Origin of the sequence: Croceicoccus sp. Ery5 (genome assembly GCF_020985325.1) — a bacterium.
GTDB lineage: Bacteria > Pseudomonadota > Alphaproteobacteria > Sphingomonadales > Sphingomonadaceae > Croceicoccus.
In genome coordinates this window covers 325,128-350,835 of record NZ_CP087587.1, presented here as the reverse complement: position 1 = coordinate 350,835, position 25,708 = coordinate 325,128, and the positions used below count along the sequence as shown (strand labels likewise).

26 protein-coding genes and 4 pseudogenes are annotated in these 25,708 nt (G+C 61.0%); 17 read left to right on the top strand and 13 right to left on the bottom strand.

What is annotated here, in order from left to right:
- Positions 1-42 precede the first annotated feature (42 nt).
- The 5 genes from LOZ74_RS01740 to LOZ74_RS01720 all read left to right on the top strand — a co-directional run bounded on the left by LOZ74_RS01740 (position 43) and on the right by LOZ74_RS01720 (position 6,242).
- Positions 43-2,133, top strand: a complete 2,091-nt coding sequence (locus LOZ74_RS01740) for an ATP-dependent RecD-like DNA helicase (protein WP_230292624.1) — start codon at positions 43-45, stop codon at positions 2,131-2,133.
- Positions 2,130-3,554, top strand: coding sequence for a hypothetical protein (locus tag LOZ74_RS01735; protein WP_230292623.1), 1,425 nt, complete (start codon positions 2,130-2,132; stop codon positions 3,552-3,554). Before LOZ74_RS01740 ends, LOZ74_RS01735 begins: the two co-directional genes overlap by 4 nt.
- Before the next feature lie 134 nt (positions 3,555-3,688).
- The gene (locus LOZ74_RS01730) at positions 3,689-4,423 is read left to right on the top strand and encodes a hypothetical protein (protein WP_230292622.1); all 735 of its coding nucleotides are present in this window, start codon (positions 3,689-3,691) and stop codon (positions 4,421-4,423) included.
- A 100-nt stretch (positions 4,424-4,523) separates the two neighbouring features.
- A complete protein-coding gene (locus tag LOZ74_RS01725; RefSeq protein ID WP_230292621.1) occupies positions 4,524-4,985 on the top strand; it encodes a hypothetical protein in 462 nt (153 codons plus the stop codon).
- Between the two features lie 165 nt (positions 4,986-5,150).
- Entirely contained in the window at positions 5,151-6,242 is a 1,092-nt protein-coding gene (locus tag LOZ74_RS01720; protein ID WP_230292620.1) for a putative immunity protein, read from the top strand.
- Between the two features lie 2 nt (positions 6,243-6,244).
- Here LOZ74_RS01720 and LOZ74_RS01715 read toward each other — a convergent pair whose 3' ends face one another.
- Positions 6,245-6,505: an AlpA family transcriptional regulator gene (locus tag LOZ74_RS01715; protein WP_230293780.1), complete on the bottom strand. Its 261-nt coding sequence runs from the start codon at positions 6,503-6,505 to the stop codon at positions 6,245-6,247.
- A complete protein-coding gene (locus tag LOZ74_RS01710; RefSeq protein ID WP_230292619.1) occupies positions 6,468-6,959 on the bottom strand; it encodes a hypothetical protein in 492 nt (163 codons plus the stop codon). Before LOZ74_RS01710 ends, LOZ74_RS01715 begins: the two co-directional genes overlap by 38 nt.
- Before the next feature lie 368 nt (positions 6,960-7,327).
- On the opposite strand from LOZ74_RS01710, the gene LOZ74_RS01705 reads away from it, so the two are divergent.
- The 10 genes and pseudogenes from LOZ74_RS01705 (at position 7,328) to istB (ending at position 15,504) form a co-directional block, all read left to right on the top strand.
- Positions 7,328-7,660, top strand: a complete 333-nt coding sequence (locus LOZ74_RS01705) for a hypothetical protein (protein WP_230292618.1) — start codon at positions 7,328-7,330, stop codon at positions 7,658-7,660.
- Positions 7,661-7,691: 31 nt separating this feature from the next.
- On the top strand, positions 7,692-7,979 hold the full coding sequence (gene traL, locus LOZ74_RS01700; protein WP_230292617.1) for a type IV conjugative transfer system protein TraL: 288 nt from the start codon (positions 7,692-7,694) through the stop codon (positions 7,977-7,979).
- Positions 7,980-7,991: 12 nt separating this feature from the next.
- Positions 7,992-8,561, top strand: coding sequence for a type IV conjugative transfer system protein TraE (locus LOZ74_RS01695; RefSeq protein WP_230292616.1), 570 nt, complete (start codon positions 7,992-7,994; stop codon positions 8,559-8,561).
- Positions 8,558-9,373 carry a type-F conjugative transfer system secretin TraK gene (locus tag LOZ74_RS01690; RefSeq protein ID WP_230292615.1) on the top strand — a complete coding sequence of 272 codons (816 nt, stop codon included), beginning with the start codon at positions 8,558-8,560 and terminating at the stop codon, positions 9,371-9,373. The genes LOZ74_RS01695 and LOZ74_RS01690 overlap by 4 nt, the downstream gene beginning before the upstream one ends.
- Entirely contained in the window at positions 9,373-10,689 is a 1,317-nt protein-coding gene (locus tag LOZ74_RS01685) for a TraB/VirB10 family protein (RefSeq protein ID WP_230292614.1), read from the top strand. The genes LOZ74_RS01690 and LOZ74_RS01685 overlap by 1 nt, the downstream gene beginning before the upstream one ends.
- Complete coding sequence (locus tag LOZ74_RS01680; RefSeq protein ID WP_230292613.1) at positions 10,686-11,558, top strand: DsbC family protein; 873 nt, start codon at positions 10,686-10,688, stop codon at positions 11,556-11,558. Before LOZ74_RS01685 ends, LOZ74_RS01680 begins: the two co-directional genes overlap by 4 nt.
- Positions 11,555-12,127: a hypothetical protein gene (locus LOZ74_RS01675; protein WP_230292612.1), complete on the top strand. Its 573-nt coding sequence runs from the start codon at positions 11,555-11,557 to the stop codon at positions 12,125-12,127. The genes LOZ74_RS01680 and LOZ74_RS01675 overlap by 4 nt, the downstream gene beginning before the upstream one ends.
- Positions 12,124-13,137 (top strand): annotated as a pseudogene (locus tag LOZ74_RS01670) (TraC family protein); the annotation flags it as partial. The gene LOZ74_RS01675 and the pseudogene LOZ74_RS01670, both read left to right, overlap by 4 nt.
- Before the next feature lie 151 nt (positions 13,138-13,288).
- Positions 13,289-14,740 carry an IS21-like element ISSsp5 family transposase gene (gene istA, locus LOZ74_RS01665; RefSeq protein WP_219852818.1) on the top strand — a complete coding sequence of 484 codons (1,452 nt, stop codon included), beginning with the start codon at positions 13,289-13,291 and terminating at the stop codon, positions 14,738-14,740.
- Positions 14,737-15,504, top strand: coding sequence for an IS21-like element ISSsp5 family helper ATPase IstB (gene istB / locus LOZ74_RS01660; protein WP_007011060.1), 768 nt, complete (start codon positions 14,737-14,739; stop codon positions 15,502-15,504). Before istA ends, istB begins: the two co-directional genes overlap by 4 nt.
- Positions 15,505-15,620: 116 nt before the next feature.
- Here istB and mobF read toward each other — a convergent pair.
- A pseudogene (mobF, locus tag LOZ74_RS01655) lies at positions 15,621-16,109 on the bottom strand (MobF family relaxase); the annotation flags it as partial.
- Between the two features lie 59 nt (positions 16,110-16,168).
- Positions 16,169-17,851: pseudogene (locus LOZ74_RS01650) on the bottom strand (type IV secretion system DNA-binding domain-containing protein); the annotation flags it as partial.
- Between the two features lie 65 nt (positions 17,852-17,916).
- On the opposite strand from LOZ74_RS01650, the gene LOZ74_RS01645 reads away from it, so the two are divergent.
- A protein-coding gene (locus LOZ74_RS01645) for an IS3 family transposase (RefSeq protein WP_370638831.1) occupies positions 17,917-19,043 on the top strand; the annotation gives its coding sequence in 2 pieces (ribosomal slippage) (positions 17,917-18,157 and positions 18,157-19,043; 1,128 coding nt in all).
- Positions 19,044-19,080: 37 nt separating this feature from the next.
- Here LOZ74_RS01645 and LOZ74_RS01640 read toward each other — a convergent pair.
- From LOZ74_RS01640 to LOZ74_RS01630, 3 genes and pseudogenes are all read right to left on the bottom strand, one after another.
- Positions 19,081-19,713, bottom strand: a pseudogene (locus LOZ74_RS01640) (conjugal transfer protein TraD); the annotation flags it as partial.
- Complete coding sequence (locus tag LOZ74_RS01635; RefSeq protein WP_230292610.1) at positions 19,703-20,035, bottom strand: hypothetical protein; 333 nt, start codon at positions 20,033-20,035, stop codon at positions 19,703-19,705. The pseudogene LOZ74_RS01640 and the gene LOZ74_RS01635, both read right to left, overlap by 11 nt.
- A 730-nt stretch (positions 20,036-20,765) precedes the next feature.
- On the bottom strand, positions 20,766-20,987 hold the full coding sequence (locus LOZ74_RS01630; RefSeq protein ID WP_230293779.1) for a hypothetical protein: 222 nt from the start codon (positions 20,985-20,987) through the stop codon (positions 20,766-20,768).
- 344 nt (positions 20,988-21,331) lie between these two features.
- Here LOZ74_RS01630 and LOZ74_RS01625 point away from each other — a divergent pair, with 344 nt between their 5' ends.
- Positions 21,332-21,598: a DUF6437 family protein gene (locus LOZ74_RS01625; protein ID WP_230292609.1), complete on the top strand. Its 267-nt coding sequence runs from the start codon at positions 21,332-21,334 to the stop codon at positions 21,596-21,598.
- A 67-nt stretch (positions 21,599-21,665) separates the two neighbouring features.
- Here the strand turns inward: LOZ74_RS01625 and LOZ74_RS01620 are convergent, their stop codons facing one another.
- From LOZ74_RS01620 to LOZ74_RS01595, 6 genes are all read right to left on the bottom strand, one after another.
- Positions 21,666-22,064, bottom strand: coding sequence for a single-stranded DNA-binding protein (locus tag LOZ74_RS01620; protein ID WP_006832472.1), 399 nt, complete (start codon positions 22,062-22,064; stop codon positions 21,666-21,668).
- A 266-nt stretch (positions 22,065-22,330) separates the two neighbouring features.
- Complete coding sequence (locus tag LOZ74_RS01615) at positions 22,331-22,600, bottom strand: hypothetical protein (protein WP_050599525.1); 270 nt, start codon at positions 22,598-22,600, stop codon at positions 22,331-22,333.
- Between the two features lie 70 nt (positions 22,601-22,670).
- Positions 22,671-23,606, bottom strand: coding sequence for a DUF2493 domain-containing protein (locus LOZ74_RS01610; RefSeq protein ID WP_230292608.1), 936 nt, complete (start codon positions 23,604-23,606; stop codon positions 22,671-22,673).
- Between the two features lie 220 nt (positions 23,607-23,826).
- Positions 23,827-24,267 (bottom strand): hypothetical protein, encoded by a 441-nt coding sequence (locus tag LOZ74_RS01605; RefSeq protein ID WP_230292607.1) that lies wholly within the window; start codon positions 24,265-24,267, stop codon positions 23,827-23,829.
- Positions 24,268-24,278: 11 nt separating this feature from the next.
- Complete coding sequence (locus tag LOZ74_RS01600) at positions 24,279-25,208, bottom strand: ArdC family protein (protein ID WP_230292606.1); 930 nt, start codon at positions 25,206-25,208, stop codon at positions 24,279-24,281.
- A gap of 154 nt (positions 25,209-25,362) precedes the next feature.
- Complete coding sequence (locus LOZ74_RS01595; RefSeq protein WP_230292605.1) at positions 25,363-25,533, bottom strand: type II CAAX prenyl endopeptidase Rce1 family protein; 171 nt, start codon at positions 25,531-25,533, stop codon at positions 25,363-25,365.
- Between the last annotated feature and the right edge of the window lie 175 nt (positions 25,534-25,708).

The following is a 25,708-nucleotide window of genomic DNA, read 5'->3' as shown; positions in this document are numbered from 1 at the left end:
GAAAGAGCCGGTGTTGCGATTGCTGGCCGGCAGGGGGACTTTGTGATTGAATTAACTGGGGAGCAAAGCGCCGCACTTGAAGCTATCGAGAGCTTCTTGCGCGACGATGACCTCGATGCTTTCATTCTGCGTGGGAGCGCCGGAACCGGCAAAACAACGCTCATTGCCAAATTGATGGACACGATGGGCAAGATGAACTTGTCCTGTGCGCTGATGGCGCCCACTGGCAGGGCGGCACGGATCATCGGCCACAAGGTCGGACAGATGTCCGGCGCCAGTGCTCACGGCAGCTCGACCATTCACGGCGAGATCTATGGATCTCCCAAAGTCAGTGTCAACGAAAGCGCCGAAGCGGAAAACGACCCTGGGGTCCGGATGGTGTTTCCGCTCAAGACCGACGAACCGACGGCCGCGATTTTCGTAATCGACGAGTCTTCTATGCTTGGGGACAAGGAGCAGTCCGGCGATTTCATGCAGTTCGGCTCGGGAAGGCTGCTTAGCGATGTGGTGAAGTTTGTAAGGGCGAAGCGGCCGGGGCGCAGAGAGCGACCTTTGACGAAGTTGTTGTTTGTCGGTGATCCAGCTCAGCTGCCCCCGGTGGGCGACAACACATCGCCGGCCCTCTCAGACGAATATCTTACGCGTGAATTTGGCCTTCGGGTCGCCACATTCGAACTGCGAACAGTTATGAGACAGGCGCAGGAAAGCAGCATTCTAGCGTGTGCCAGCGACATTCGAGATGCCATCGACGCAAAAACCTTCAACCGGTTTTCATTGGCATCCCAAGGCGACGACATCCAAAAGGCCGACAGTCGGCAGGCTGTAGACCTTGTCGAAAGGCATCTGCGCGACCGCGAGCCGAGCGTGGTTGTCGTCTATTCGAATTCGATTGCGCTGGAATATAACCGAACCATCCGTGAGCGCTGGTGGGGCGATGCGAACATGCCGATCCAGGTCGGTGAAACGCTTCTGGTCAATAAGAACAGACCTCCATTGAGCAACGGCGATCTGGTCCGCGTGATGAGGGTCCGTTCCGATCCGGAGACAGTGACCGTTCCTTTGCGAGGAGGACATCGCGTCAGCCTTTCATTCCGCGAGGTCACTCTGGCGTATCGCGAAGCTGATGGAACTATCGTCGCACAAGATACGCTTGTCCTGGAAAATCTACTCGACGCGCCCGGTCGCCAGTTATCCGCGCTTGAACAGCGCGCGCTGCTGGTCGATTTTCGGAACCGGCACCCCGATCTTCGGCCATCGTCCCAGGAATTTCAGCAAGCCATTCGCGCTGATCCATATTTCAATGCGGTTCAGGTGAAGTACGGCTACGCCATGACCTGCCACAAGGCGCAGGGCGGCGAATGGAAAACCGTTGTCGTCGATTTCAACGGCTTTGGCGATCCTCGCAATGAGCATTTCTATCGATGGGCCTACACGGCAATCACCCGAGCAGCGGAAAGTTTGGTTCTCATAAATCCTCCGGAGTTCGCGCCGTATAGTGACCAGATCTGGCGTGGGAAGGATCAACAAAGCACTATTCCCGTGGAAGCCAGTAAGGACCTCTCGGGCGATCCCGACTGGGATCGCTTTTCATTCTCCTCCTCACTTGCCCCACTGATGGAAGTTCACCAAAGACTACGGGCAGCTTGGAATGCGCGAGGAATCGAAATCGACCAACTGCGCCACTTGGACTATTGCGAGCGTTATACACTGACGCGCGAAGGCAAGCTTGCTTCAGTGCAATATCATTACAATGGACAATTTAAGATCAGTCGATCGGGTGAAGCTCCGGGGTCAGTGTCAGACCGCCTGCTAGCAGATGAGGCGCTGAGGATTCTTGCCGAGGTTGCCGGGAAGAAGGATGACATCCGGCCCGACGAATTCATCCAGGAGTTCCTTGATTTAATGGAGGAAGCGCTGGCAGGTTCATCCATCGCACGTACCGGCTTTCAATTGTCTCCATACCGTTTGCGCGTAAGTGTCGCCGATAGCTCACGCAGCGGGGATATCGACTTTTCGTTCAACGGAAAGTCGACCTGGACGTCCGCGCAGGAGGTTGGCGGTTCAGGGCGCACCGACGGCCTGTACGAAGATGTGCAGCGGTTGATGTCAGCAAGTGCAGCGACAAACCAATGACATCTGACACAATTTTTAAACTACGGAAGCAGGGTTGTTCATCCGAGGCGCTGGCTGTCGCGAGAGAAAATTACGATGCGAATGCTCGCGATATCTGGTTTCTGCGCGCATATGCTTGGGTTCTCTACGACCAGTTGAAAGATGTGGTGGGGCGCTTCGAGACGGGTCATTTGTCCGCGACTGAATTGAACAACCAATTTACGCCAACCATGCGGGAATTCGCCAGGTTCGGAGACCTGCTGCGACGCGACACCGCCTTTTCCCAGATCCTGCGCTTAGCGGGCAAGGTTTCGAAGGACTGGCGCGAGTTTCTCGGATTTGCGCGCTGGTCCGGAACGGATGATTTTTCCGATGATGACCGGCAGCCGTTCGTCAATGACAAAGGCAAGACGATCGACAGTCTGGAACAGCGCTTCCGACGAGCAATCTGCAGGGAAGCAGTCGCCCATCTTGCCGATGGTCAATCTTCGTCCGAATTAGTCGACTGGGGACTGGGCATTCTCGATGAGTCGCTTGCCGAAAATCCCAGCGACCAGTGGCTAAATTACTACCAGAGCAAAGCTCACCTGGCGCGCGGAGAGGACGCACTTGCGATCAAGCGCTTGGTGCCCGTCTTACGGCGCCAGGCCCGCGCTGCTTGGACCTGGGCCTTGCTCGGCGAGATACTCGAAAAGTCACAGCCCGACGATGCGCTGGTCTGTCTTGTGTACGCCACGCAACTCGCGAGAGAAGAGCAAGAGGTGGCAAAAGTGCGCATCCATCTCGCTCATCGACTTGCGTCGCAAGAGCGCTATGCCGAAGCCGCTCACCAGATATCCCTTGCACTCAAATACCGCGAAGACACTGGGTTTAAGATCCCCCAGGAACTGCAGCAGTTGGCGAGCAGCGAGTGGTATTCACGCGTCAATGGCGATGGCAGCATGCAGGACTTGCCCGATGTGGGCTCAGCGGCAATGGCGCTTCTTCGCAATTTGGATCGCAAAAGCCTTACGTATGTTCAAGGGGTCGTGGATGACGTGAACAACGACAAGGCGCTCAGCTATATTGCTACGGGCGTAAATACGGGGATGGCGCTGAAACATGCCAGATTCCCGCAGATTGCCGACCTCGTGCCGGGTACCATTTTGGAAGTGGGGCGGGCAGAATCCGACGGACCACCGTTGGACTGGCGACCCTCACAAGCTGTCGAGTTGCCGGGTCTTTGCGAAACGATGTCGGGCCAATTGGAGCGCCATGACGGCAATTCCTTCGCATTCATCCGCGCTTCCCGAGACGATATTTTTGTGCCGCCTGATTTAGCGGCAACTTTCGATACCGGGGGAAAATACGAAGTTACCTGCCTTGCAATCAAGCGTTCGGCAAAATCGGGAAAAATTGGTTGGCGTGCTGTGCAAATCTCTTCCAGCTCTAATAGCCCTTAAAGGGCTGGACGCCACGTGGTTTCAAAGATCTGCCGACTGCTGGATCGGCCTGGTGGCCTTTCCCTCCCGAGAAGTTTGGGCATCTGGTTCCTGGGTGGGGCTCAAATTGAACATTACGAAAATGGGGGTTGGGTTTGATCGAAATCGAAACGCAGGATCCATCCAGAGAATTCTTGGCCATGTGGCAGGCGGCTGGACGACACATCCAGAGCTTTTTTCAAGATGGGCTACAGAGTTGGCTCAAGGTTGAACCTCACCCGCCTTTTCTCGAGCACCTATCATTCCGCATCGGCAATCAGGTGTTCTTTGTGCGCCTGGAAGATGTGGAAGACAAGGCAGAGACCCCGGGCAATCGGGATGGTCTTTTAAGTGTGGCCGAAGGCTGGAATGGCTTTCCGTGCCTTATGCCAATGAGAAGGACGCTGACAGGCTGGAAACCGGAGTTGGGCGGTTGGGGCTTGATGGACCTTAGAAACGCTCAATCGGTCGATCCGTTTTCCCTGGTCTCTGATGAACTCATTGAGGTCACCGACTGGGAACTCCTTGATTTTGCAGTTCAAGTAGTCAAGCAATGGCTCCAAGGGAAGGGTTTCGAGATCATGTCCACTCACTCAAATCCCAAGGTCGATCCGAACATCTGGTTTGTCGGAGACAATGGACCTGAGTGGGTAATCGTACGAGCAGCGCGATATCCAGAAAAGGTGGCTCAGATACCGAGCAACGTAGAGGCCATCGCTAAGCAATGCGAGGCTCTCAGTCACTTGGGGAATTTCGCATCTGTGGGCTTTGCGTTGGCGGAAAACGTTGAAAGGCCCATCTGGCGGGGACATGCCGCCGATGTCCAATTTAGTGGAATTGAACGGGTTTGAGCGAGTTGTATTGCGACGCGCGGGTGCATGCTATCTCGCGGGCTAATTGAATGCACTGCTATGGAAGGCAGAAATATTTCACACTAGAAAATTCGCAAATATGGTCCCTGTTGCGACGAAGAATTTTGAGGAAATTGCAATGCCATTCAATTTGCGCGGAGGAAGACCCAAGAATATGGGTCAAGGGATATATTGGACACAGCGTCATTTGGCCGACACGCGTCGAAGGGCTACAAGCCGCAACGCCGCAGAGCGATTTAACGAGAGGTTTTTCCGCATAGATCGAGAGTTCCACCGCATTTACGATGCCCTAGCGGACAAAAAGGGGAACGTACCGGTCGTATCTGGGAGTAAGCTTGATATCGCATTAGACGAATACAGTTCTATCTTAGCTTACATTAATTCAGATCCTTACGCTGCAACGCAAGGAGATCTCTCGAAACTTGCCACCAGGGCGAAACGCATCCTGATTGAAATTGCCAAAGACCGCGGCCTAAGGCACGAATGGGATGCAAAAGAGAAAATCCTTACGATTGATGCGCGATCAATCGATCTTGCATAATCGTCTGCATGAAATTCAAAAGGTCGCGATCCGATGACTGTTAAGCCAAAGTTTTCGCTCTCAATCGCAGACCTCGATAAATTGGACATGTGTCTCCTCTATAACGATGGGATACGCCCGGTTTTGCTTGAGCTTACCGGGAGGTCTACCAAGAAGCGCCTTACAATGCGCGATGCCACGTCCTCGCTCAAAGACCCGATAAGCGTTCGTCAACTCCTGGTTCCGGTAGCGCGCGTGGCACAGACAGATGCTGTCGTGAAGGATCGCCTGACGGGCTTCATAAACGATTGCGCCACAAGAGCCCTACTCAGCTTCGAGAAAGAATGCCCTTCGGACGACCGACCTAGAAAGGCGATTATCGCAACCAGGTCTTTTCGATCCGGCGAGCTCGACGAGGGTGGCTGGGCGGAAGCATACAAGGAGGGGCTCGCCGCCTGGGCTGGCTGGTTCGCGCCGAAAGGCTTTTATGCGAGCGCAGAATGGGCCGCCCTGGATTTCTCGAGTTGGCATTATCCAAGAGTACGCGGTTCGGCTTGGGCTATCTGGGCAGAATGGGGGGCACTCAACCTGCTCGCCTATCTTGGAATGGATTATCGCAAACGTGAAAAGCCAGACGAGATCGACGATGAAAATGCGGAGGCCCATCAGTGGGCTGTCGAGCGTCTCGCGCTTTGGTTGGAAGAGGACGCACCAGAGCCCCTTCCTCTGCCAGATCCGCGAACCGCAGCACGAGGGAAGGACACGCAGGCACTTTGCGAAGCTAAATACGTCCAGGAATATTACATGGAGTGGCCGACCATCGCTGCCTACCCGACCGGGCTTCAAGAAATCGGCAGACTTCAACTGGAACGCAACGCCAGTATCGAGATTCCGGAGGGAGTTACAAAGATCGGCGAAATCGATGTCTCCGATCATCCTGTCGTGAAACTGCCCGCCAGCTTACGAACGGTCGGAACCGTGGATGCCTCCTACGACGGATACGTCGAACTTCCGGAAGGCGTCGAAACGGTCGAAAGCATACGGCTTTATCTCGACTCGGTCGTGCACCTTCCAAACTCGATCCGCAGGGTCGGTAGCATCAACACCGAGGTGGAATCGCACATCGAAGATGTAGGCGTAGACGACGAGGATGAGTTTTGGGAAGGTATTGAACAACAGGAGACCGAGGGTGTGAAGGATTACCCGTTCTATGACTCTTTCGTCTCCTACAACGGTCGCTGTTTTATCAAGGCGAGGCAAGAGCTGACCTTCGATTGAACTCAAGCCTGTTGAGGCTCACCGAGCCTGCCTAATATCCACTCTTCGACCTCGTCTTCGGCCCAAGCGACCGAGTAGCCGCCCAGCTGCACCGGTTTCGGAAACTTGCCTTCGCTCATCCAGCGATAGATCGTCGAACGGCCAAGCCCGACGCGATGCTGCACCTCGGGCAAACGAATGAGGCGAGTGATCCTGCGGGCTTCGGTCGCTTCCTTGTCGATCTCTTCACCCACGATGGCTTCCTTCTGCACCAGCAAAGACATCGCCAAGGAGCGCGTCCTTGCGCTCGAGCTCGTCGATGTGATCGGAAAGCAAGCGGGCGACACGATGCGCGGTGCCCTTGGCCCACCGCGGCTTCACGTCGTGAACCTGGTTGCCCAGGACACGTTCGAGCGCTGAAGGCAGTTCGCCGGAAAAGTCCTCGAAGAATTGCGCGAGGTCCGATTGCAGCCACGCAATCGCGTGATCGCCGCTGCTGACGAGGAACAAAAGCAGGTGTGCGTGCGGCGCGACGCCGCTCGCGGCAAGAATGCGCAAGGCTTCGCCGAGGCTGGCCGAGCGCTCGCCGGCAAGGATGCGGCGCAGGGCATCCTTATGGATCTGCGCGTCACGCGCGATGTCGCAGCGGGCACGGCCGCTGCCTTCGACAGCGGCCAAAAGCAGCCGGGCGAGGTCGGTGCGAACCTGTTGTTCGGCAAAGAGCACCATGTTGGTCATCGACGAATCCTTATCCCTAGAAGTGATCGACTCCCGGGCTAACCGCGAAGGAAGCCTGTAGGAAAACGAAAAGAACATTTGGAGAACATAGAGGAAAGAACGAACCAGCTTCCTTCGACGATTCGCGCGAATTCCGGTCGCGTTCACGCGCATCGCGGCACGCTTCGCGCTAAACTCGGCACAGGCGGCGCTGATCCGCGATCAACCTGCGCGAATCCCGGCCAATGCACCTTCTGATGTCGCTTTTTGCTTGGTCGGCAGCCCTAAAATCCAATTCCCGATTTCCTACAGCCCGGCTCCGGGGAGAGGAAAGAACATACAGCGAACGCATCGCTGGCTGATGTTCAATCCCTCGAAAGGTTCCATCCATGACCACCAAGACTGCCCTTCCGGCCCAGCAGCGCACGACCAACGGTGCTCGCGGCCGCGACTACATTCTTCCCGCCTGCGTTGCGCTGGCTTGCGCCGGTGCAGCCTTTGCCGGCGCCGACACCACCTTCGATCCCGCGTTGACCAAGTTCACCGACTTTCTCGAAGGCTCGGGCGGCAAGATCATCACCGTGCTCAGCCTCGCGGGCGGTCTGATCGGTCTCGCCTCCGGGCGCTTCTCGCTCGGCCAGGTCGCGGTGCCGGTCGGCGTCGGGATCGGCGTCGGCACCGGCGTGCCGATCGTCACCTCGGTCGTGACCGCGGTCATCTGATCAGCGGATCCGGTCACGACAGGAGGGCGGCATGGCCGACAGGTACCTCGTTCCACGGCGGCTCGACGACCCGGAGCTCATCGGCTTCTGGACCATCGACGAGTTTGCAGGGATCCTCATTCCCTTCGCCTGGGGCATTCTCTCGCAGCATATCTTCATCGGTATCGGCCTGGCCGCCGGGGCCTGGCTTGCCTTGCGGAAGGCAAAGGCACGCGGCGCCGGTTCGGCACTGGTGCATGCTGCGTACTGGCACCTGCCCGGGAGCTTTCTCGGGCTGAAGGCCACGCCGCCCTCCCACTGCCGCCTGTTGGCGGGCTGAGGGAGGCGACCCATGCGAGCAGAATTCGCGCACGAACAGGCGCAGACCTACCTCCGGCAACGCAATCGTTTTGCCGTGCTGGCAGGTGTCCTTGGCCTGACCACGCTGGTCAGCCTCGGCGCGGCGGTCACCCGCGACAAGCAGGTGGTGCTGGTCCCGATCACTGCTGAGCGGATCACCGTTTCGAGCGGCGGGATAGATACGCCCTATCTCGAGCTCGTCACCCGCGACACGGCGCTGATGCTCCTCAACCGGGCACCCGAAAGCCTCGACTACTGGATGGCGAACATCCTGAAGCTCGCCGATCCCGCCGCGCACGGCCGCCTCAAGGCCGAGCTCGTCAGAATCGTCGAGGAGCAGCGCGGCTCGGACATCAGCCAGGCCTTCGTGATCGCCGAAATGCATGTCGACCCCAAGGCCCTGACCTCGACCGTCACCGGCACACTCAAGACCTTTGTCGGCGCGCAGGTGATCGCGAGCCAGCGCCGCTCCTTCCGTTTCCGCTGGTCGAAGCGTGGTCTCAGCCTCGCGCTCGCCGGCTTCGAGCAACTTCCCACCGACAAGGAGGAACCCGGCCAATGAGCCTTCTCCCATCTCCCCTCGCCGCTGCGCTTGCCGGAACCGGCCTTGCCTGTTTCGCGATCGGCGCGACAAGGCGCCCCGATCCCGGGCTCAAGCTGACCGGCCTCGCCGTCCTCGCCTTCGCGATCGCGCCAGTCCCGGCGCATGCCGACCAGTTCGTCGAAGCAGCCGACAATGCGACCATCGACTGCGAGCTCGCCCGCGGCGAACTCACCCGGATTGCGCTCATCGATGACGGCTTTGCCAATGTCTCGAAGATCGCGAGCGGCTTTCCCTACAACGACTTCCAGGTAACGCACGAGCCGGTGCGTGGAGACATCTATATCTCCGTGCCCCCGCAATTTGCCGCTGCCCGGGTCAGTTTCTTTGCGACCAGCAAGGCGGGCTATGTCTACAAGTTCGCCTGCCGCCTCGGCGGCGAGGAAGCGACCCAGCTCTTCGTCACCAATCCCGCGCTCACTAAAGCCGCGGCCACCGAATGGGAGACCGAGACCGGGCCGGAGGATGCCGCGATTCGCCTGATCGAGGCGATGGCGAGCGATGCCGTCCTGCCCGGTTTCACTGCCCGCGCTGAACTTTCGGCTCCGCGCCGTACCGACGGGATCGAGGTCCAGCTGGTCGCCGAATACCAGGGCGATGAGCTTACCGGACAGCGCTTTCTCGTACGCAATCTCGGCAAGGAGAGCCTTGCGCTTGGCTCCGAGCGCGAAGGTCCCGCAGGCGCGCTCGCTTTTGCCTATGGCCGCGATGCACTCGCTCCCGGTGAAGCGACCAGTGCCTTCCTTGTCTTTGCCAAGGGAGGGCTCGACTGATGGCCGAGGCAACACAGAAGGACGCCGAAAAGAGGCCTCTGCCGGGCTCGCCCGAAGCGCGTGAAAGCGGACGGCGCAACCTCAATTCGCAGATCGCGCAGCGCCAGAAGATGCTGCTCGCCGGGATCGGGGCCATCGCGCTCATCGGCGGCGGGATGTTCATCTTCGGCGGCGACGGCGAGGAGGGCGGCAGTGATGCCAATGGTGCGGCGACGATCGACACCGGCGGCCTCGTCAATCGTAACCTCTCGCAGCGCGAATTCGTTGCGAGCTACGGCAACCGGCTCGATGCACAGGGCCGCGCGATCAAGGATCTCCAGCAGGCCCAGCTCCCGCGCCCCGAGATCGAACAGGAGCTCGAAGCCTTGCGCAGCGAGAACGCGCAGATGCGTTCCGACGGCCAGGCAGCGATCGACGCGATCTCGGCCGAGAATGCCAATCTACGTTCACAGCTCAGCGACGCTGCAAAAGCACCTGCAGCCGCACCGCCGCTGCCGCCGCCACCGGCCTATGGCCCCGGCGTCGGCAACGGCGGAGCTGTCCAGCCACAGCAAGGAGCGCCGGAAACGCAGGGCGGACAGCTCAGTCTGATGAGTTTCGGCGCGGAGACGGGCAAGGACAGCAAGCCGCGTGCGGCAGAGACTGCGCCCGCACTGCTGCTCGAAGCGAGCCGCGATTACCTTCCGCCCAACAGCTACGCACCGGCAACGGTCATCGTGGGCGTCGACGCCTCGACCGGCGTTGCCAGCCAGAGCGATCCGCTTCCCGTAGTGCTCCGGATCACCGGTCCGGCCCGCTCGGTCATGCGCGGCAACAAGCTGCTCACCACCGACATTACCGGCTGCCTCGTCAATGGCGCGGCGCGCGGCGATCTCTCGGCCGAGAAGGTCTACGTCAAGCTGGTGCGCATGACCTGCGCGCAGCCCGGTGGCCGCTTCGCGGTCAGCGAGGTCAAGGGGTTCATCTCCTTTGCTGGAAAGTCGGGTGTGCGTGGCCGCGTGGTCAGCCGCGAAGGCAGCCTCGTCAGTCAGGCACTGCTGGCCGGGATCGTTGGCGGCTTCGGGCGCGGATTTTCCGCCAACGCCAACGGCATCTTCACGCAGCCTGTCGGGGCCAACGGTCAGCGCGAGGCGCTGTCGCCGACCGACATCCTCGCCGGTGGCTTTGGCCAGGGTGCCGGCGAAGCCGCCGACACCGTCAGCCGATACCTCATCGAACGCGCCGAACAATACCAACCCGTCGTCGAGATGCCGACCGGCATCGAGGTCGAGATCGTCTTTCTCGACGGCGTCCACGTCAGGAGCCCCTCCAAATGAACTACAATGACCACCGGCCGGGCCTGAAGGCCCGCGCCGCCCACCTTGCCCTTGCCCTTTCGAGCGCCGCCGCCGTGCTGACGCTCGGCGTCTCGGCCGTCACCGCTATGCCTGCGAGCGCTGCAGGCATGGCGAGCGATGTCGCGCGGGCGCTGAAGCTGCGGCTGCCCAAGACCCCGATCGATGCGATCAGCTGCGACACGCTAGGCCCCTGGTGCGAAGTCGTCTCGGGCGACACGCTGTTCTACATCGACGAGACCGCCCGCTATCTTTTCGTGGGCCGTCTCTACGACATGGAAGAGCGGCGCGACGTGACCGCCGCCCGCCTGCTCGAACTCAATCCCGACCTGCTCGCGGCTGGTGCGGCGCGCGTAGCGAGCGATGCACCGGCGGGACGCGACGAAGCGCCGGTCCAGGCGGCCTCCAACCATGTCGACCTCTCGTCGCTTCCGGCTGCAGGCGCGATCCATTGGGGCAACCCCAAGGGCGAACGCCTGGTCGTCTTCTCGGATTTTCAGTGCGGCTACTGCCAACGCCTGACCGCTGAACTCGCCAAGGCCAAGGTCCATGTCGAAGAGCGACCGATCTCGATCTTTGGCGCGGCGAGCCGCAAGATTTCCGAGGCGGTGCTGTGCGCCAAGGATCCGGCAAAGGCACTGCATGCGGCCTATTCCGGCCAGGCTCCGGCGACCGGCAAGACCTGCAAGGACGCCAAGGCGCTCGATGCCAACGAAGCCTTCGCGAAGGCCAACGGATTTGCCGGAACTCCGGTCATCGTGCGTGCCCGCGATGGGGCGGTGCTTCATGGCTACCGCGATGCCGCGGCGATCCGCCGCTTCGTCGCCGAAGGCAAGGGAGTGGCGCAATGAGCCGGCTTCCGATCCTTCGCGCCGTGGTGCTCGCTGCGCCGCTCCTCTTGGCCAGTGGCTGCGCCAGCCTTGGCGGCAATGTGAAAGGCAGCTTTGCCTGCCGTGCTCCCGAAGGGACCTGCGCGCCTACCTCCACGATCGATGCCGGGGCGACCGGCATCGAGAAGGCCGACACGTCTGGCGCGCATCGGACGGTGACCCTGACCGGCGAAGCGGTTCGCCGCCTGCAGATCGTGTTGACGCCCTACCGTGACGCGGCGGGCCGCGACCATGAGGCGCGCGTCGTTCACCTGACGCTGCCCGAACAGGCAGGGACAGGCTGGCGCGCGCCGCAGGGCCGCCGCGAAGTCCTGCGCTCGCTGGCATCGACTATTGCCGCGGCGCGCGAGGGCAACCCCACACCCGATTTCCAACCAACAGACACATTGCCGGAACAGCTGTTCATCCCCTCGCAGCCCGTTCCGGCGATGCCCGGCGCTGACGCGCCGGGACCCGGGGGGCCTGGCTCGTTTTCCCCTCCCCGCGAGCCGGTCCCCCACCCTGACATGACCGAAGGAGAGAGCCAGTGACGCTATCCCTTGCTGCTGCGCGCGACGCGCTCTCGCGTGGCCTGTTTGCCGACACGGCACGGCCTGAGAAGCCCCAAGCACATTTCGGGCTCGACATGCTCTCGGACTGGCTGCCCTACCGGGTATATGACGAGGGGGCGAAGCTCTATCGCAACGCCCGCTCGAAGGGCTTCGTGCTCGAAGTCACCCCGCTGATAGGGGCCGACGAGCGAACCGGCGAGATCCTCGGCCAGTTCTTCTCCGAAGGCCTGCCACAGGGCGCCTGCCTCCAGGTCCTGAACTTCGCATCTCCGCGGATCGGCAGCGTGGTCGGCCCTTGGTTTGCTCCGCGCTACGAGCAAGGCGGGATCTACGAGGCGATCGCCAAGGCGCGCACCAAGCGTCTTTACGATCTCGTCTGGAGCTCGGGCTCGGCGCATGCGCCCTTCCATGCCCGCAACGTCCGACTGATTGTCTCGCTCGGCGTGCCGGTGCCCGGCAGCGTAACCGACGCAGAACTCTCCGAATGCCGCGAAGGGCTGATGGGCATGCTCCATTCGCTCGGCCTCTTCGCGCAAGAGCTGCGTCCGGGCGGACTGCTGGCGCTGATCGACGAACTCACCTCGCCGACCACCGCGCACGAGACCGACATCCATGCGTGGAATCCGCACGATACGCTCGATGTCCAGGCCATCCGCCGCGACATCGAGCTCGAGGTCAGCGACGATCGCCTGATCCTCAGGACCGAGCGCTTTCGGGAGACCGGCCGCGATGAAGAGGGCAATCCCGAAGTCGGCGAATGCTATCCCGACCATTTCGACGTGCGGCATTATGCCGTGCGCTCAACCCCTGAGCGCTGGGCGCCCTGGGAATGCGCGCGGCTCATCGGCGACATGTTCACCGACAAGCTGCGCTTCCCCTGTCCAACGGCGACCATGCTGTGCCTGGTCTACCCCGACCAGGAAGCCGCCTCGGCGCGCGCGGGCTTCAAGTTCATGCGCACGACCAGCCTCAGCCAGATGAGAACGGCGGAGCAATATTCGGCCACGCTAGCGGCGGGATAGTCCTGCTGCGGGCGGCGTAAAAGTCGTCCACCTTGAAGCCTTTCTGCCAAGTCAGGGAGGTGTGGGGATCTACAGCGTGGAACTTTATCTTCAGGTCCGTTTGGCTTGCGCGGATGGCATGAGCCAGCGGGCGGCGGCGAAGCGTTTCAATGTGTCGCGCGATACGGTGCGCAAGATGCTGTCGTTTTCATCGCCGCCGGGTTACCGGCGTCAGTCTGCACCGCAGCGCCCGAAGCTGGACGGGTTTGTGGGGATCATCGATGGATGGCTTGAGGGGGATCGCGGTGTCCCGCGCAAGCAGCGCCATACGGCGAAGCGGGTATTCGACCGTTTGCGCACCGAGCATGGTTTCACCGGCGGCTATACGATCATCAAGGATTACATCCGGGAGCGCGAGCAGCGCAGCCGGGAGATGTTCGTGCCGCTGGCGCACCCGGCGGGAGATGCACAGGCCGATTTCGGGGAAGCTCTGGTGGAGATCGGCGGGGTGGAGCAAAAAGCCTACTTCTTCGCGCTCGATCTGCCGCACAGTGATGCCTGCTATGTGCGAGCCTATCCGGCGGCGGTGGCGGAGGCCTGGGTGGACGGACATGTCCATGCCTTCGCGTTCTTCGGCGCGGTGCCGCGCTCGATCGTCTATGACAACGATCGCTGCCTTGTGGCGAAAATCCTGCCAGACGGCACGCGCAAGCGTGCCACGCTGTTCAGCGCTTTCCTGTCGCATTACGTGATCCGCGACCGCTATGCCCGCCCGGGCAAGGGGAACGAGAAAGGCAATGTGGAAGGGCTGGTAGGTTACTGCCGCCGCAATTTCATGGTGCCGATCCCGAAGTTCCCGACCTGGGAGGCCTTCAACCTGTGGCTGGAGGAGCAATGCCGCAAGCGCCAGCAGGACAAGGTGCGCGGGGAGAGCGAGACGATCGGTGAGCGCTTGCAGCGCGATCTGGCGGCCATGCAGCCTCTGCCCGCTACACCCTTCGAGGCCTGCGATCAGACGAGCGGGCGGGTCTCCTCGCAATCTCTGGTGCGCTACAAGACCAACGATTATTCGGTTCCGGTAGTCTGGGGCCATCAGGAGGTCTGGATCAGGGCCTATGTCGATGAAGTGGTGATCGGATGCCGCAGCGAAGTTATCGCCCGTCATCCTCGTTGCTATGCCCGCGAGGAGGTTATCTTCGCCCCGCTCCACTATCTCCCGCTGGTCGAGCAGAAGATCAACGCATTCGACCAGGCCGCCCCTTTGCAGGGCTGGGATTTGCCCGAAGCGTTCGGGACGCTGCAGCGGTTGATGGAAGGGCGCATGCACAAACATGGCAGGCGCGAATATGTGCAGGTGCTGCGCCTGCTGGAAACGTTCACCCTCGCCGATCTCCAGGCGGCGGTGGAACAGGCCATCGCCCTTGGCGCCATCGGCTTCGATGCCGTCAAGCACCTCGTCCTGTGCCGGGTCGAACGCGTACCGCCCAGACTGGACCTGGACATCTATCCCTTCCTGCCTCGCACCACGGTCGAGAAGACCGTTGCCAGAGCCTATCTGAGCCTGCTCTGCGACAGGCAGGAGGCCGCATGAGCGATCAGGCACCGGAGATTCTTCTCGCTCACCATCTCAAGGCCCTCAAGCTGCCTACGTGCCTGCGAGAGCATCACAAGCTCGCCCGGCAATGTGCCGCTGAAGGCGTCGATCATATCCGCTTCCTCGCCCGTCTCGTCGAGATGGAGATGATCGACAGGGAGCGTCGTATGGTCGAGCGGCGCATCAAGGCCGCGCGCTTCCCCGCCGTCAAAAGCCTCGATAGCTTCGACTTCGCCGTCATCCCCAGGCTCAACAAGATGCAGGTGCTCGAGATGGCGCGCTGCGAGTGGATCGAGCGGCGTGAGAACGCCATCGCTCTGGGGCCATCGGGCACCGGGAAGACGCACGTAGCTTTGGGGCTCGGACTGGCAGCATGCCAGAAAGGACTGTCGGTGGGCTTCACCACTGCGGCGGCGCTGGTCAGCGAGATGATGGAGGCGCGCGACGAGCGGCGTCTCCTGCGCTTCCAGAAGCAGATGGCCGGATACAAGCTGCTCATCATTGACGAACTGGGCTTCGTACCGCTCTCCAAGACCGGTGCCGAACTGTTGTTCGAGCTGATCTCCCAGCGCTATGAGCGCGGCTCCACCTTGATCACCAGCAACCTGCCCTTCGACGAATGGACCGAAACCTTCGGATCCGAGCGCCTCACAGGCGCGCTCCTCGATCGTCTGACCCATCACGTCAGCATCCTCGAGATGAACGGCGAAAGCTATCGCCTCGCTCACAGCCGGGCCCGAAAGGCCAAAACCAGACCCTGAAAATCAAGCCAATGCCGGGGGGAGTGGCCTTCGGGCTACGCCCTCACGCCACTCCCCCCGGCATGTAACACCGTGGCCTGGTTTTACGCCGCCGCATGGCCGACTTTTGCTCCGCCGTTGACAACGACCGCATGAAAATGCAGGTTCGGCTCCTGGTTGCGGTTGGTGTCGTGCTGGAAAAGACCAATCGTCAGGTTATCTGTCGCGACCTTCCCGTAGCCAGCCTGACTGCCCGTCCGGGTCTGCGCCGCGTTCTTTTCTGCCCAGCGCAAGGTCTCGATGACGGCCTCGCGATAGGCATCGATTATCCGCTGGTCGCCACCCACCAGCGCAAGCAACGACCAGCTTTTCGGCAGTGAGAATGTGAGGTCGGTTCCCGGCCTGTGGGCTTGGCCCGCATTGCCGACCTGGATACCACCGGGAAGTTCTCCCCGCAGCAAGGCATCGAACTGCTCGGCGCTGACGCGGCCCTCGAGACCAAGTCGTTCCGCTCCCTTCCCGACCCAGGTTCCGGAACGATCGGCATCGGCGCCGGTGTAGTAATTGTCTGCCGCGAAATAGCTCGCAGCAGCCGAAGGGGAGCGCACATTGGCGACTGAAAGCATTTTGCCTGGTCCTCGTCACGGCTCCCCCCGTGGCCGGTAAACCCCTCCCCATTTCGTCTTCACATGTCGGGCTCGAACTCGCCGAAATCCTTTTCGGGAGGATCTGCGACCGCGCCTTCGCGTAGGTCTTTTTCGACCGGTGTGAGAGGCTGGCGCCCGTTGGCAGCCGAACGGGCTTGAGGCTTCGAACCATCCTTTTCCCCTGCGTCATCACTGGCGGTTCCTGGTTCGGACAGATGCTGTTCCGCGCCTACTGCTGGTGCATCCTCACCGGTTCTTAATGCGGCGAGAGGTAGCGTTGGACCTGCATCCAGATGAGCATCGGAGCGGGTTTCGGCACCGAGATCACCAGAAGCGCGCCCTGCGTTCAACTTTTCAAGCGGCACAAGCTCCTGCCGATCCTGCAGTTGATCGGCGACGCGGCGCTGCCCCTCCAGGTCGAGTTTGAGCTGCCTTAAATCGACAGGCTTACCAGCACCGTCATCGTTCGAGGCGGGATGCTCGTCATTCGGTTTCGAACCCGGTTTTGCTTGGAGCGTCGTTGCCGCCGGACCTTGGCCAGGCTTTACGAGCCGTTTCTCGCGGGCGATGAATCCCTCGGCAATACGACCACGTGTGCGCGGAATGAGCGAGACCGGCGCAGCGGGGAATCCGTCGGGAAACTTGATGTAGGCTGACAGGCGCGGAAGGTTCATGAACTGGTCGGGCAGGAGCAACGGCTCGATCTGCCGCCGGGGGGTCAGGCTGACTGCGTCGCGCGCATTGTTGTATCCGTAGCTGTAGCCTTCTTCCATGTCGCGCACCTGCCGGTGGCCGATGAAATCGGAGCACCAGGTCGCCGTTTCGCGATCGGCTGTCGCCAGGATGAGCTTGGTGCGCGCAAGCGAGGACAGGGTCATGGCCGTGTTCTCGCCGTAAACTTCCTTGAGCTTGGCAAACGCATGCACGCCGGTGACGATCGCTCCGCCGAAGTTGCGCGCGGTTTGCAGCCCCTTTTCGAGGGCCGGTAGTCGGTGAAGGGCACCGAGCTCGTCGATCAGGAACCACATCCGCAGGTCCTGTGTGCGCTCGAGCGTCATGAGCGTATTCATCGCCGTGTCGAGCCATAGCGTCAGCAACTGCGAGGAGATGCTCATGTCGACATAGCGGGCAGAGAGGAACAGGATCGAGCCCGCCTGGCAGTCGCCTTTGACCCAGTCGCGGACCGAAAAGCGCGGTCCAGATGAGGGCAAAAGTTTGAGCACTTTCGCATTCGCATTGAACACAGCGCGGATCGATTCCGCCATGCGGGCGGCTTCCGGAGCGGTCAGCGGATCGGCCATGGTACCGCGCATCAGCTTATGCACTTCGGCCAGGTCAGCGGTCATCAGCCGCCGCGCCAAGGCCTCGTTGGTCGCCGTGCCGGTACGGGCAAGATGGAGACACATCTCGACGAACAGCATGCGCGCCGCGAGCACCCAGAACTGTTCTGAACCACCCCCGTCATGGGGCACGAGCGCTTCAGCGGCGGCGTGAAACTCCGCTTCCGTCGTGCAGTCGTTGAACACGCTCCACAGGGGGCACCGCACATCGACAGGATTGAGAATGACGTCGCGCGCGGGATCGTAGAAGGCCTCAATGAAGGCCCCTGTCAGGTCGAAAATGACCGCGCGCTGGCCGCGTTCACGCGCTTCGGCAACAAGTTCGGTAAGCGCCACGGTCTTGCCGGTTCCAGTTGTGCCAATGAGCATGGCGTGGCTCTGTGGACTTGTAACGGTTTTGCGCCGGTCACCTGAGCGATTTAAGCTCGCAAGAGGAGACCGTCGAGATGATGAAGCATTCAGAAGAGTTCAAGCAGGAGGCGGTGCGGATTGCGCTGACCAGCGGGTTGTCGCGCGAACGGGTCGCAGCGGATTTAGGGATCGGCAAATCGACGCTCGGCAAATGGATTGCACGATATCGGCCGGGAGAATTGGTGGCCGCGCCGCAGGCTGATCTGGCGCGGGAGAATGAACGGCTTCGCCTGGAGAACCGCGTGCTGCGGGAGGAGAGGGAAGTGCTAAAAAAGGCCACGCAGTTCTTCGCGAGCCAAAAGCCGTGAGGTTCGCTTTCGTGCACAGCTGGCGGCACCGTTGGCCAGTGGAATTGATGTGCCGTGTCCTGCAGATCAGCGAGCGCGGCTATCGGTCTTGGCGCTCGCGTCCGATCAGCCGGCGGGAACGAACGGATATGAAGGTGCTGGCGCATATCCGCGAGCAGTACAGCCTGAGCTTGGGCAGCTATGGCCGCCCCCGGATGACAATGGAATTGAAGGAGGCCGGCCTCGATGTCGGCGAGCGCCGGGTAGGACGGTTGATGCGGATCAACGCCATCAAGCCGGTTCGTACCCGCAAGCACAAGGTCACGACCGACAGCCATCATCGCCTGGGTGTCGCCGCGAACTGGCTTGATGGCGACTTCGTCGCCGATAAACCCAACCGTAAATGGGCTGGCGACATTACCTATGTGTGGACGCAGGAAGGCTGGCTCTACCTTGCCGTCATCCTCGATCTGCACAGCCGCCGCGTTGTGGGCTGGGCGGTCAGTGATCGGATGAAGAAGGATCTGGCGATCCGGGCGCTGGACATGGCGGTGCGGCTGCGCAATCCGCCGCTAGGCTGCTTTTTCCATTCCGATCGCGGCAGCCAATATTGCTCGTATGATTATCAGAAGAAACTGCAGGCCTATGGCTTGCGACCATCGATGAGCGACAAAGGAAACTGCTACGACAATTCCGCTGTCGAGACATTCTTCAAATCGCTGAAGGCAGAGCTGATCTGGCGGCAGAACTGGCCAACGCGGCGCCAGGCTGAAGCCGCGATCTTCCAATACATCAACGGGTTCTACAACACCCGTAGACGCCATTCATATCTGGGCGGCATCAGCCCGCTCGCGTTCGAAGCCAAGGTGGCATAGTGAAATAGGTGACCGGCACAAAACCGTTACAAGTCCACTGCTCGAGCCGCCACGGCCAGCTTACACCGGCGAGATGTGCGGGTTGGTAGTGGCCCGCTTCGGCGAGCGCTGACGAGCTCGCAAGCCGCCACTTCCAGCCGAACTTGCGTCCAAGTTCTTCGGCCCGGAATGCCTTGTTGTGACGCTCGATTTCTTCTTCGAGTTCGTCGAGCGAAACAAGCATGGCCCCGCGCTCGTGCTTGCGCTCCTTCGACCGACCGCCAAAGCGCTCGGCAAACCACCAGAAGAACACGAATGCCGGGATCAACAGTACCGCCGAAACGAGCAATCCCTGCTTCACTGCCGAACGAAACGCCTCGACTGCCTCGCGCATTGGCGGGAACTCACGAACGATGCCAAACGGGAGGCCGACCCTTTCGCCGTCAAGCAATTCAAGGTTGACCAGTTTGGCCGGATCGAACTCCATGAATGCATAGAGACTGGCATAGATATGCATCCAGACCAGGTAGATCTGGTGATCACTCAGAGCCGACCGCACTTCCCAATAGCAGGTGCCGACGGCAACCAGGCCGGTGACAATCAGAGGACCCTTCAACCCCGCTGCAAACATGAAACCGAAGTGGCCGAGCAGCTGGCTCCCGCGGGTGAAGTTCAGGAGATTATGCTTCATGGGAATGGCCTCCCATGCTCGCGTTGACGGGGAGGCCAAGACGCTCGAGGCGTCGCCGGTACGCTTCGTGAGTACGGTCGCGCAAACTCGTATCAGAATGGCTGGCCAGAAGCGCATCGAGCGCCACCGAAATGAAGATAGCCTGGCGCGCGGGATCGAGCCCAGCGGGCCGGTCCTTCGCCTCGTTATCGCGCTGCCACGCTGCGACAATGAGGTCACGGATAAAGACGCTGACACTAACGCCATGGTCCGCGGCACACTGGCGAACCCAGTTACCAACGGAGAGAGATACGAATGTCTGAAGCCGATCTTGTCGGGTCATGAAACAGGTTCCTTGTCGGGCCGACGAAACCTGGCTCACCTTGCGGAAGGTGCCGATGAGAATAAATCGTGAACAACTCGCAGTCAATCGAAAGATTCAGACTATATTTCAGCGTTGTAGAGAGATGCGAGTTGTCTGCGGATCAGCGCAAAGCCGCTCTACTCGCAGACGGGTTGATTTCGCCCAAAGCCACATTCTTCAGCAATACCAAAGGGATAAATCCCGAAATCGCGGGGTAGGGTGTGCTCCCTTGTTCCCAAGCGCGCGAGGTGGTCCAGACAATGAGGGGGATTGATCAAGGACGACCTTTCCCGATCGCCATGTTGGAGCGCGAGCAACTAGGCCTGGCACCTCTTCGGATGCAGATCGAGAGCATTTCGACGCCTCCAGCCAAAGACAGCACCTGCGAAAAAGGCAGCGGCCAAGGGCGCGTGGGAAGCAAGGCAAGCGGGGCATGTCGCGTGCCCAGCTTCCCGCCGCCCGACCCGGTGCCGGTTCGCAAGTGCGCGCGGGGCCCAAGAACAAATTACGTCGCACCCTCAGGAACGCATCGCAAGATGCGCGGGACAGAGTGCGTCCACAGCCCCGCTCCATTTATCGGGCGCCGCCGCATTGCGGTGGGCGACCGTCAGAGCAACCGACCGAACGGGGTTCTTGTGCTTGGTTGGACTACCCGGCGAACAAGAAAAAAGGGCAGGAACCGTTCCCGGTTCCCGCCCTGTCTATAGTCTCAGAACTCGTCGAGCATGCCGCCGTGGACCGTGTGGACCACCCGCGCTGCGAGATGCGTTGGCAATATGTTGTAGTCGCCCTCGTCGAGGGCAAAGTACCCGAGTTCGTCATCCTCGATAACGTGCTGATCGAAGAAGCTGTGCAGCGCTCTCTTCTCGGCTGTTTCCAGAGCCTCGAAATAGCTCCGAGACGGAAGGGCGCGATGCATCGAATAAGCCATGATAATCCTCCTGATTTCTGTCGTGAGACGACAGGAGGTGCGCGCGATGGTCTTGTGCATCCCGGGTCAGGGATCGCCCGAATGGGCGACCGCGAAAGCGGCGGTGGGGGTAACGATTTTGTTCGCTGCCGGATGCAATCCGGTGGCGGGCAAAATGGTGGGGCCCCGCCGTCCTTGAGGCGGGAGGCGCAAGGCCATCATGCTGGGAGAACCGTGAGCCAGGACCCACCACCTCTGCCCCAATATCGAACGTCTGCTGGGTGCGAATTGCCTTTCCTACACCCCGGTGACGCGGGCATGGAAACAACCGGGGAGCAGAAGCGAGGGGGAAAAGGACAAGAAACATGCCCCGAAACAGGAGCGCGATTGCAGCCCTGCAAAAACTCGAAGCGGACCGCGGGGCGCTCGACGCCAAACAACGCGAACTTGAAGTGCAAGCGGCCAAGGAACTCGGCGAAATCATCCTGGGAAGCGGCCTCGAAAGCTTCTCGAAGAAGGGCCTGAGGAAGGTTGCCGAAGAACTCGGGAAACTCGGCGAGGATGCCACGATCGAGAAACTGACGGCGCGCGGTTCAACCCGTGCTTCGAATGCAGCGCCGGGATCCCAGTAACCACAGAAGAAGAGGCCCTGCCGCTCGCGGCAGAGCCTCTTCGTAAGGGGAACGACCGGCATCGATGTCAGTCGATATCGGGAGCGTCGGTGTTGTCGTTGTCGTCGCTCGACCCGTTACCGCGGGAGAGGAAGTCGACCTTGTCGGCAAGGATCTCGGTGCCGTAGCGGGTGACCCCGTCCTTGTCCTCCCACTGGGTGTAGTGGATGCGGCCCTGGACGCTGACCAGCTGGCCCTTGGAGCAGTACTGGCCGACGGTCTTGGCGAGGCCGTTGAAGCAGGTCACCCGGTGGAACTCGCTTTCCTTGGCGGTATAGCCGTTCTCGTCCTTGTAGGTCTTGCCGTCCTTGTCGCGTGCGGGGCGATCGGTGACGACGGTAATCCCGGTGACATTGGTGCCGCCCTTGGTCTCGCGTGTTTCCGGATCGCGAGCGATGCGTCCGGTGAGGATTGCGATATTGGTCATGATGATATTCCTTCAGTTCCTCAAACCGGAGACCATCTCCGGCTTGCGAACATCCAGAAGAAGCAGGGCATGGGAGGACTGCACCGCAGGAGCGAAGCTCCAAGGGGAACCTGTTCATGACGGGTGGTGCGGGCAGGCAGCGCAGCTGCCAACACGGCCGGAAAGGAACGGGTTGCCGTCCTCAGCTGACCTGGTTCAGGACTGTTCGCGAAGAAAGCCGGATGGGTATCGGGTGCGGGTCTGAAGGTGCCAAGACCCTGCCGTAATCAGCCTGCTACATCGCCTTCCGAGGCCGCCAGGAGATCCATGAAGTTGCGCGCAGCTTCCCGGTCTTCCTCGTTCTCGAAAGCCACATCGAGATCGGGGGCGGACCCGAACATGTGCAGAAACGACCACAGTGCAAAGCGCTTGCCCCGGTCTTCCTCAAGGCCGAGATCGACCCGGCAGTGCTCGATGCCGGCTGCAAAGGCGTCGGGAGCAACTCCGGAGAGGTCAGTGGTGGCAAAGTAGCGCTGCAGCAGATCGTCAAGTTGCATGACCGGTCCATAGTCGGGTCGGCGCCGAATGCACATCCAGGCAATTTAGATGCAGATGATGAAGGGCCCCTCAGGAGCCGGGAGAGGTGCCCAACGGGCCACGACGATCGACCACGGTGATCCGGCGCGTCTTGGCATCGATCACAAGGCGTTCGGTCACGCCATTGCCCGGAAAGGCGACGAGATAACGCGGATTGAGCGAGAGCATCTGCTCATTACGTTTGAACCCGGCGCGGGCACCGAGACGACGATCGAGCGAATAAGTCAGCTGCTGGACTTCGCGGCGCTCGGCCCAACTCGCTGCCAGACGATCGGCACCCTTGCCGTCGCCGCCATGGACCAGGAAGAGATCGGGAACCGCATCGCGAACCTTGTCCAGCGTCGCCCAGATGTTCTCGGCGTAGGCGCGCGCGTCCTCGGCGCTTTCAAAGCTCTGGCGACCACCCGCAAAGACGACTGGAGTTCCTTCAGGGATCAAGGCGTGACGCCGGCTCTCGGCGCGTGCGCGGAGGAAGTCGCGGGCATCGATCACGGCCGAGGTAAGGTGGCGCGAATGGCTCGCGCGCGAGCCGGAAACGGGCTTCCAAGAGGAGCCGGTCTCGTCGCGGTAAAGTGCTGCCGCCGCCTCGCGCATCTGCTCAAAGGCAAGCATGCTGGCTTCGGCAGCCTGCGCGCGCTCAACCTGCTCTTCAAGATTGCTCGAATGCACTTCGGACCCGTCGGCTGATGCGAGGAGGACCCGGATCTCGTCGCTGGCCCGATCAAGTTGAGCCGACTTGCGGCTGGCTGCGCGGTGGAACAGATTGACCATGCCCCAGGCAATATCCTCGGCATCGGCTTCCAGGGCTGTGTCGGAAAACATCGCGAAGAGGTCGGACCATACGGCGCCAAGCGTCTGCTCGATCGCGTCCTCGCAGGGAAAGTCGGTCTCGTTGAAGGGGGCCGGCCTGATGCTCAGGCCTGAGAGATCGAGGCCGCTCAACTGGTCGATGAAGCTGTCGTACATGGGGTGTCTCCTGATCGCGGGGACAAGGAGAGGAGGCACCATTGCCTCGGCCCTGTCCGCCGGAGCCCGATCAGGGCCGGGAAAAGGGGGCGTGACGCACCGCGCAGCGGGAAACCTGCGGTCCTAGGCTGGCGCGGGCAACACGGGCCGACGGGCCGCAGGTTGCGGCTCGCCCCGACCGGCCCAAGGGCCTCTCCCGGCGGACAGGGATGAGGCAGGATCAGCACCCGGTATCGCAGGTGGATCGGGAGCGCTCGAAGATCGCTTCGCCATTTGAGAGCCGACCGATGAGGCGCAACTCACCAAACAGGTCGATGAACCTTCCTGAGACTTGGCCAAGCCAGTGCCGTGCTCTCGCCGTTCGTGGGTTGTAGAAGTCGGCCTCCCAGTACTGGGCATCGTCGCGTTCGGCGAGCCAGATCGCTGCAAGGCCGCACCAGGTCGATATGCCGCAATCGGCGAAGGCATTGCGAAGGAGGATGCGGTCCTCGCGGCCGCGCCATCCATCGAAGCGCTCGAAGGAAGGAAAGGCCGCCTTCGCAGTATCGATGACTTCGTCGACGAGGCACTCATAAGCCCAGTCGGTGTCGTCCACTTCGCCGTCATCGAGCAGGCGAAAGGCCACTACGGAGCCGGTCGGGTAGCTGACGGAACGTCCCATCTCACTGCTCCTCAGGCTGCATCAGCGAGATCGATGTCAGTCTCGCCTTCGTTAGATTGCTGGCCACCCAGTTCGAGCAACAGGCTGGCCGCTTCCTCGGCCTTGGCCGCAGCGGTGAGGATCGCGCGCTCGTCCGATTTGAGGATCTTGAGCCAGGACGCGATGTAGCTGGCGTGATGGTCGAGATGGGTAACGGGAAGACCCAGTTCTGCCCCGAGAATGGCCGAGGACAGCTCGGCGATCAGTTCCTCGGCAGCATAGGCGTCGCTGCCGAAGCGGTTCTTGAGATCGCGGTCGAGCCGCGAGGAATGCCCCGTCCAGTGCGACAGCTCGTGCGCGAGCGTCGCGTAGTAGTGGTCGTAGGCTTCGAAAAGTTCGGCTGGCGGCATGGTGACGCGGTCGCGCAGCGGCTCGTAATAGGCCTGGGCGCCATGATGGCGCAGGTCTGCGCCAATCTCTGCGAAAAAGGCATCAAGCCGCTCTTCGCGTCCTTCGGGCTCCAGCGCGTCAACGAGTGGCTTGGGATGATAGAACTCGGGGAGGCCATCGCACTGGTCAGCGTTGAAAACGGCGTAGGCCTTGAGCACGCGCCGGTTCTCGGTGTCCACTTCGCCTTCGGCGTTCTCGACCTCCTTGGTGTAGCTCTTGTAGAAAATCGCGATGGTCGATTTCTCACCCTTGCGGACCTGTCCGCCGAGCGCCTGGCACTGGCGATAAGTCATCCAGTAAGGCGAAGCGTAGCCACAGCCATCGGCTACCATCCACAGCCAGAAGGTGTTCATGCCGCGATAGGGCGTCCCGCAGGAGCGCAACGGCCGCGAGACGGGGACACCGCGCCACGGCTTGACCCACGGCTTTGTGCCCTGTTCGAGCTTTTCGATAATGGCGGCGGTGATGCGCGCGGCAGGCGAAGTCGATGCAGTGCGGCGGGACTTTTTCATGGGAGTTCTCCTGATCGCCGGAACGGACATGCCCCGGTTCAGGAAGAGCAAAGCTCCCTCCCCTCTTGTTAATTATTGCCGCTATGCGCCCTAAATTCGGTCATTTTACGGGCAGAATGCTGATCCCGGAAGCGGGCATTCCGGGAAGACATCTTCACACGATGAACGAGAGCGAATTGCCGAAATTGTGAAGCAGAACCGGCAGGAGCAGGCTTCCGGTGCGCAAACGCAGCCAGACCGCGATAAAGGCTGGGATTGCCGTCAGCGCCATCGTGATGGGATCGAAGGCAAAGCTGTCGTCCGAGAAGCCACAGGCATGTGCCAATCCGAACAGGAAGCACGACAGGACCGCGCCCCATCCCCAATCGACCCGAGGAACCGTCTCCTTCCGGTGAAAGCCTGATCCAGCGCGAACAGCAGGATGCCACGATAGAAGAGCTCCTCCTCCAAACCCGGCATGGTGAGCTGAAACGCGATATCTTCGCCGCTAGCCGGGTTTC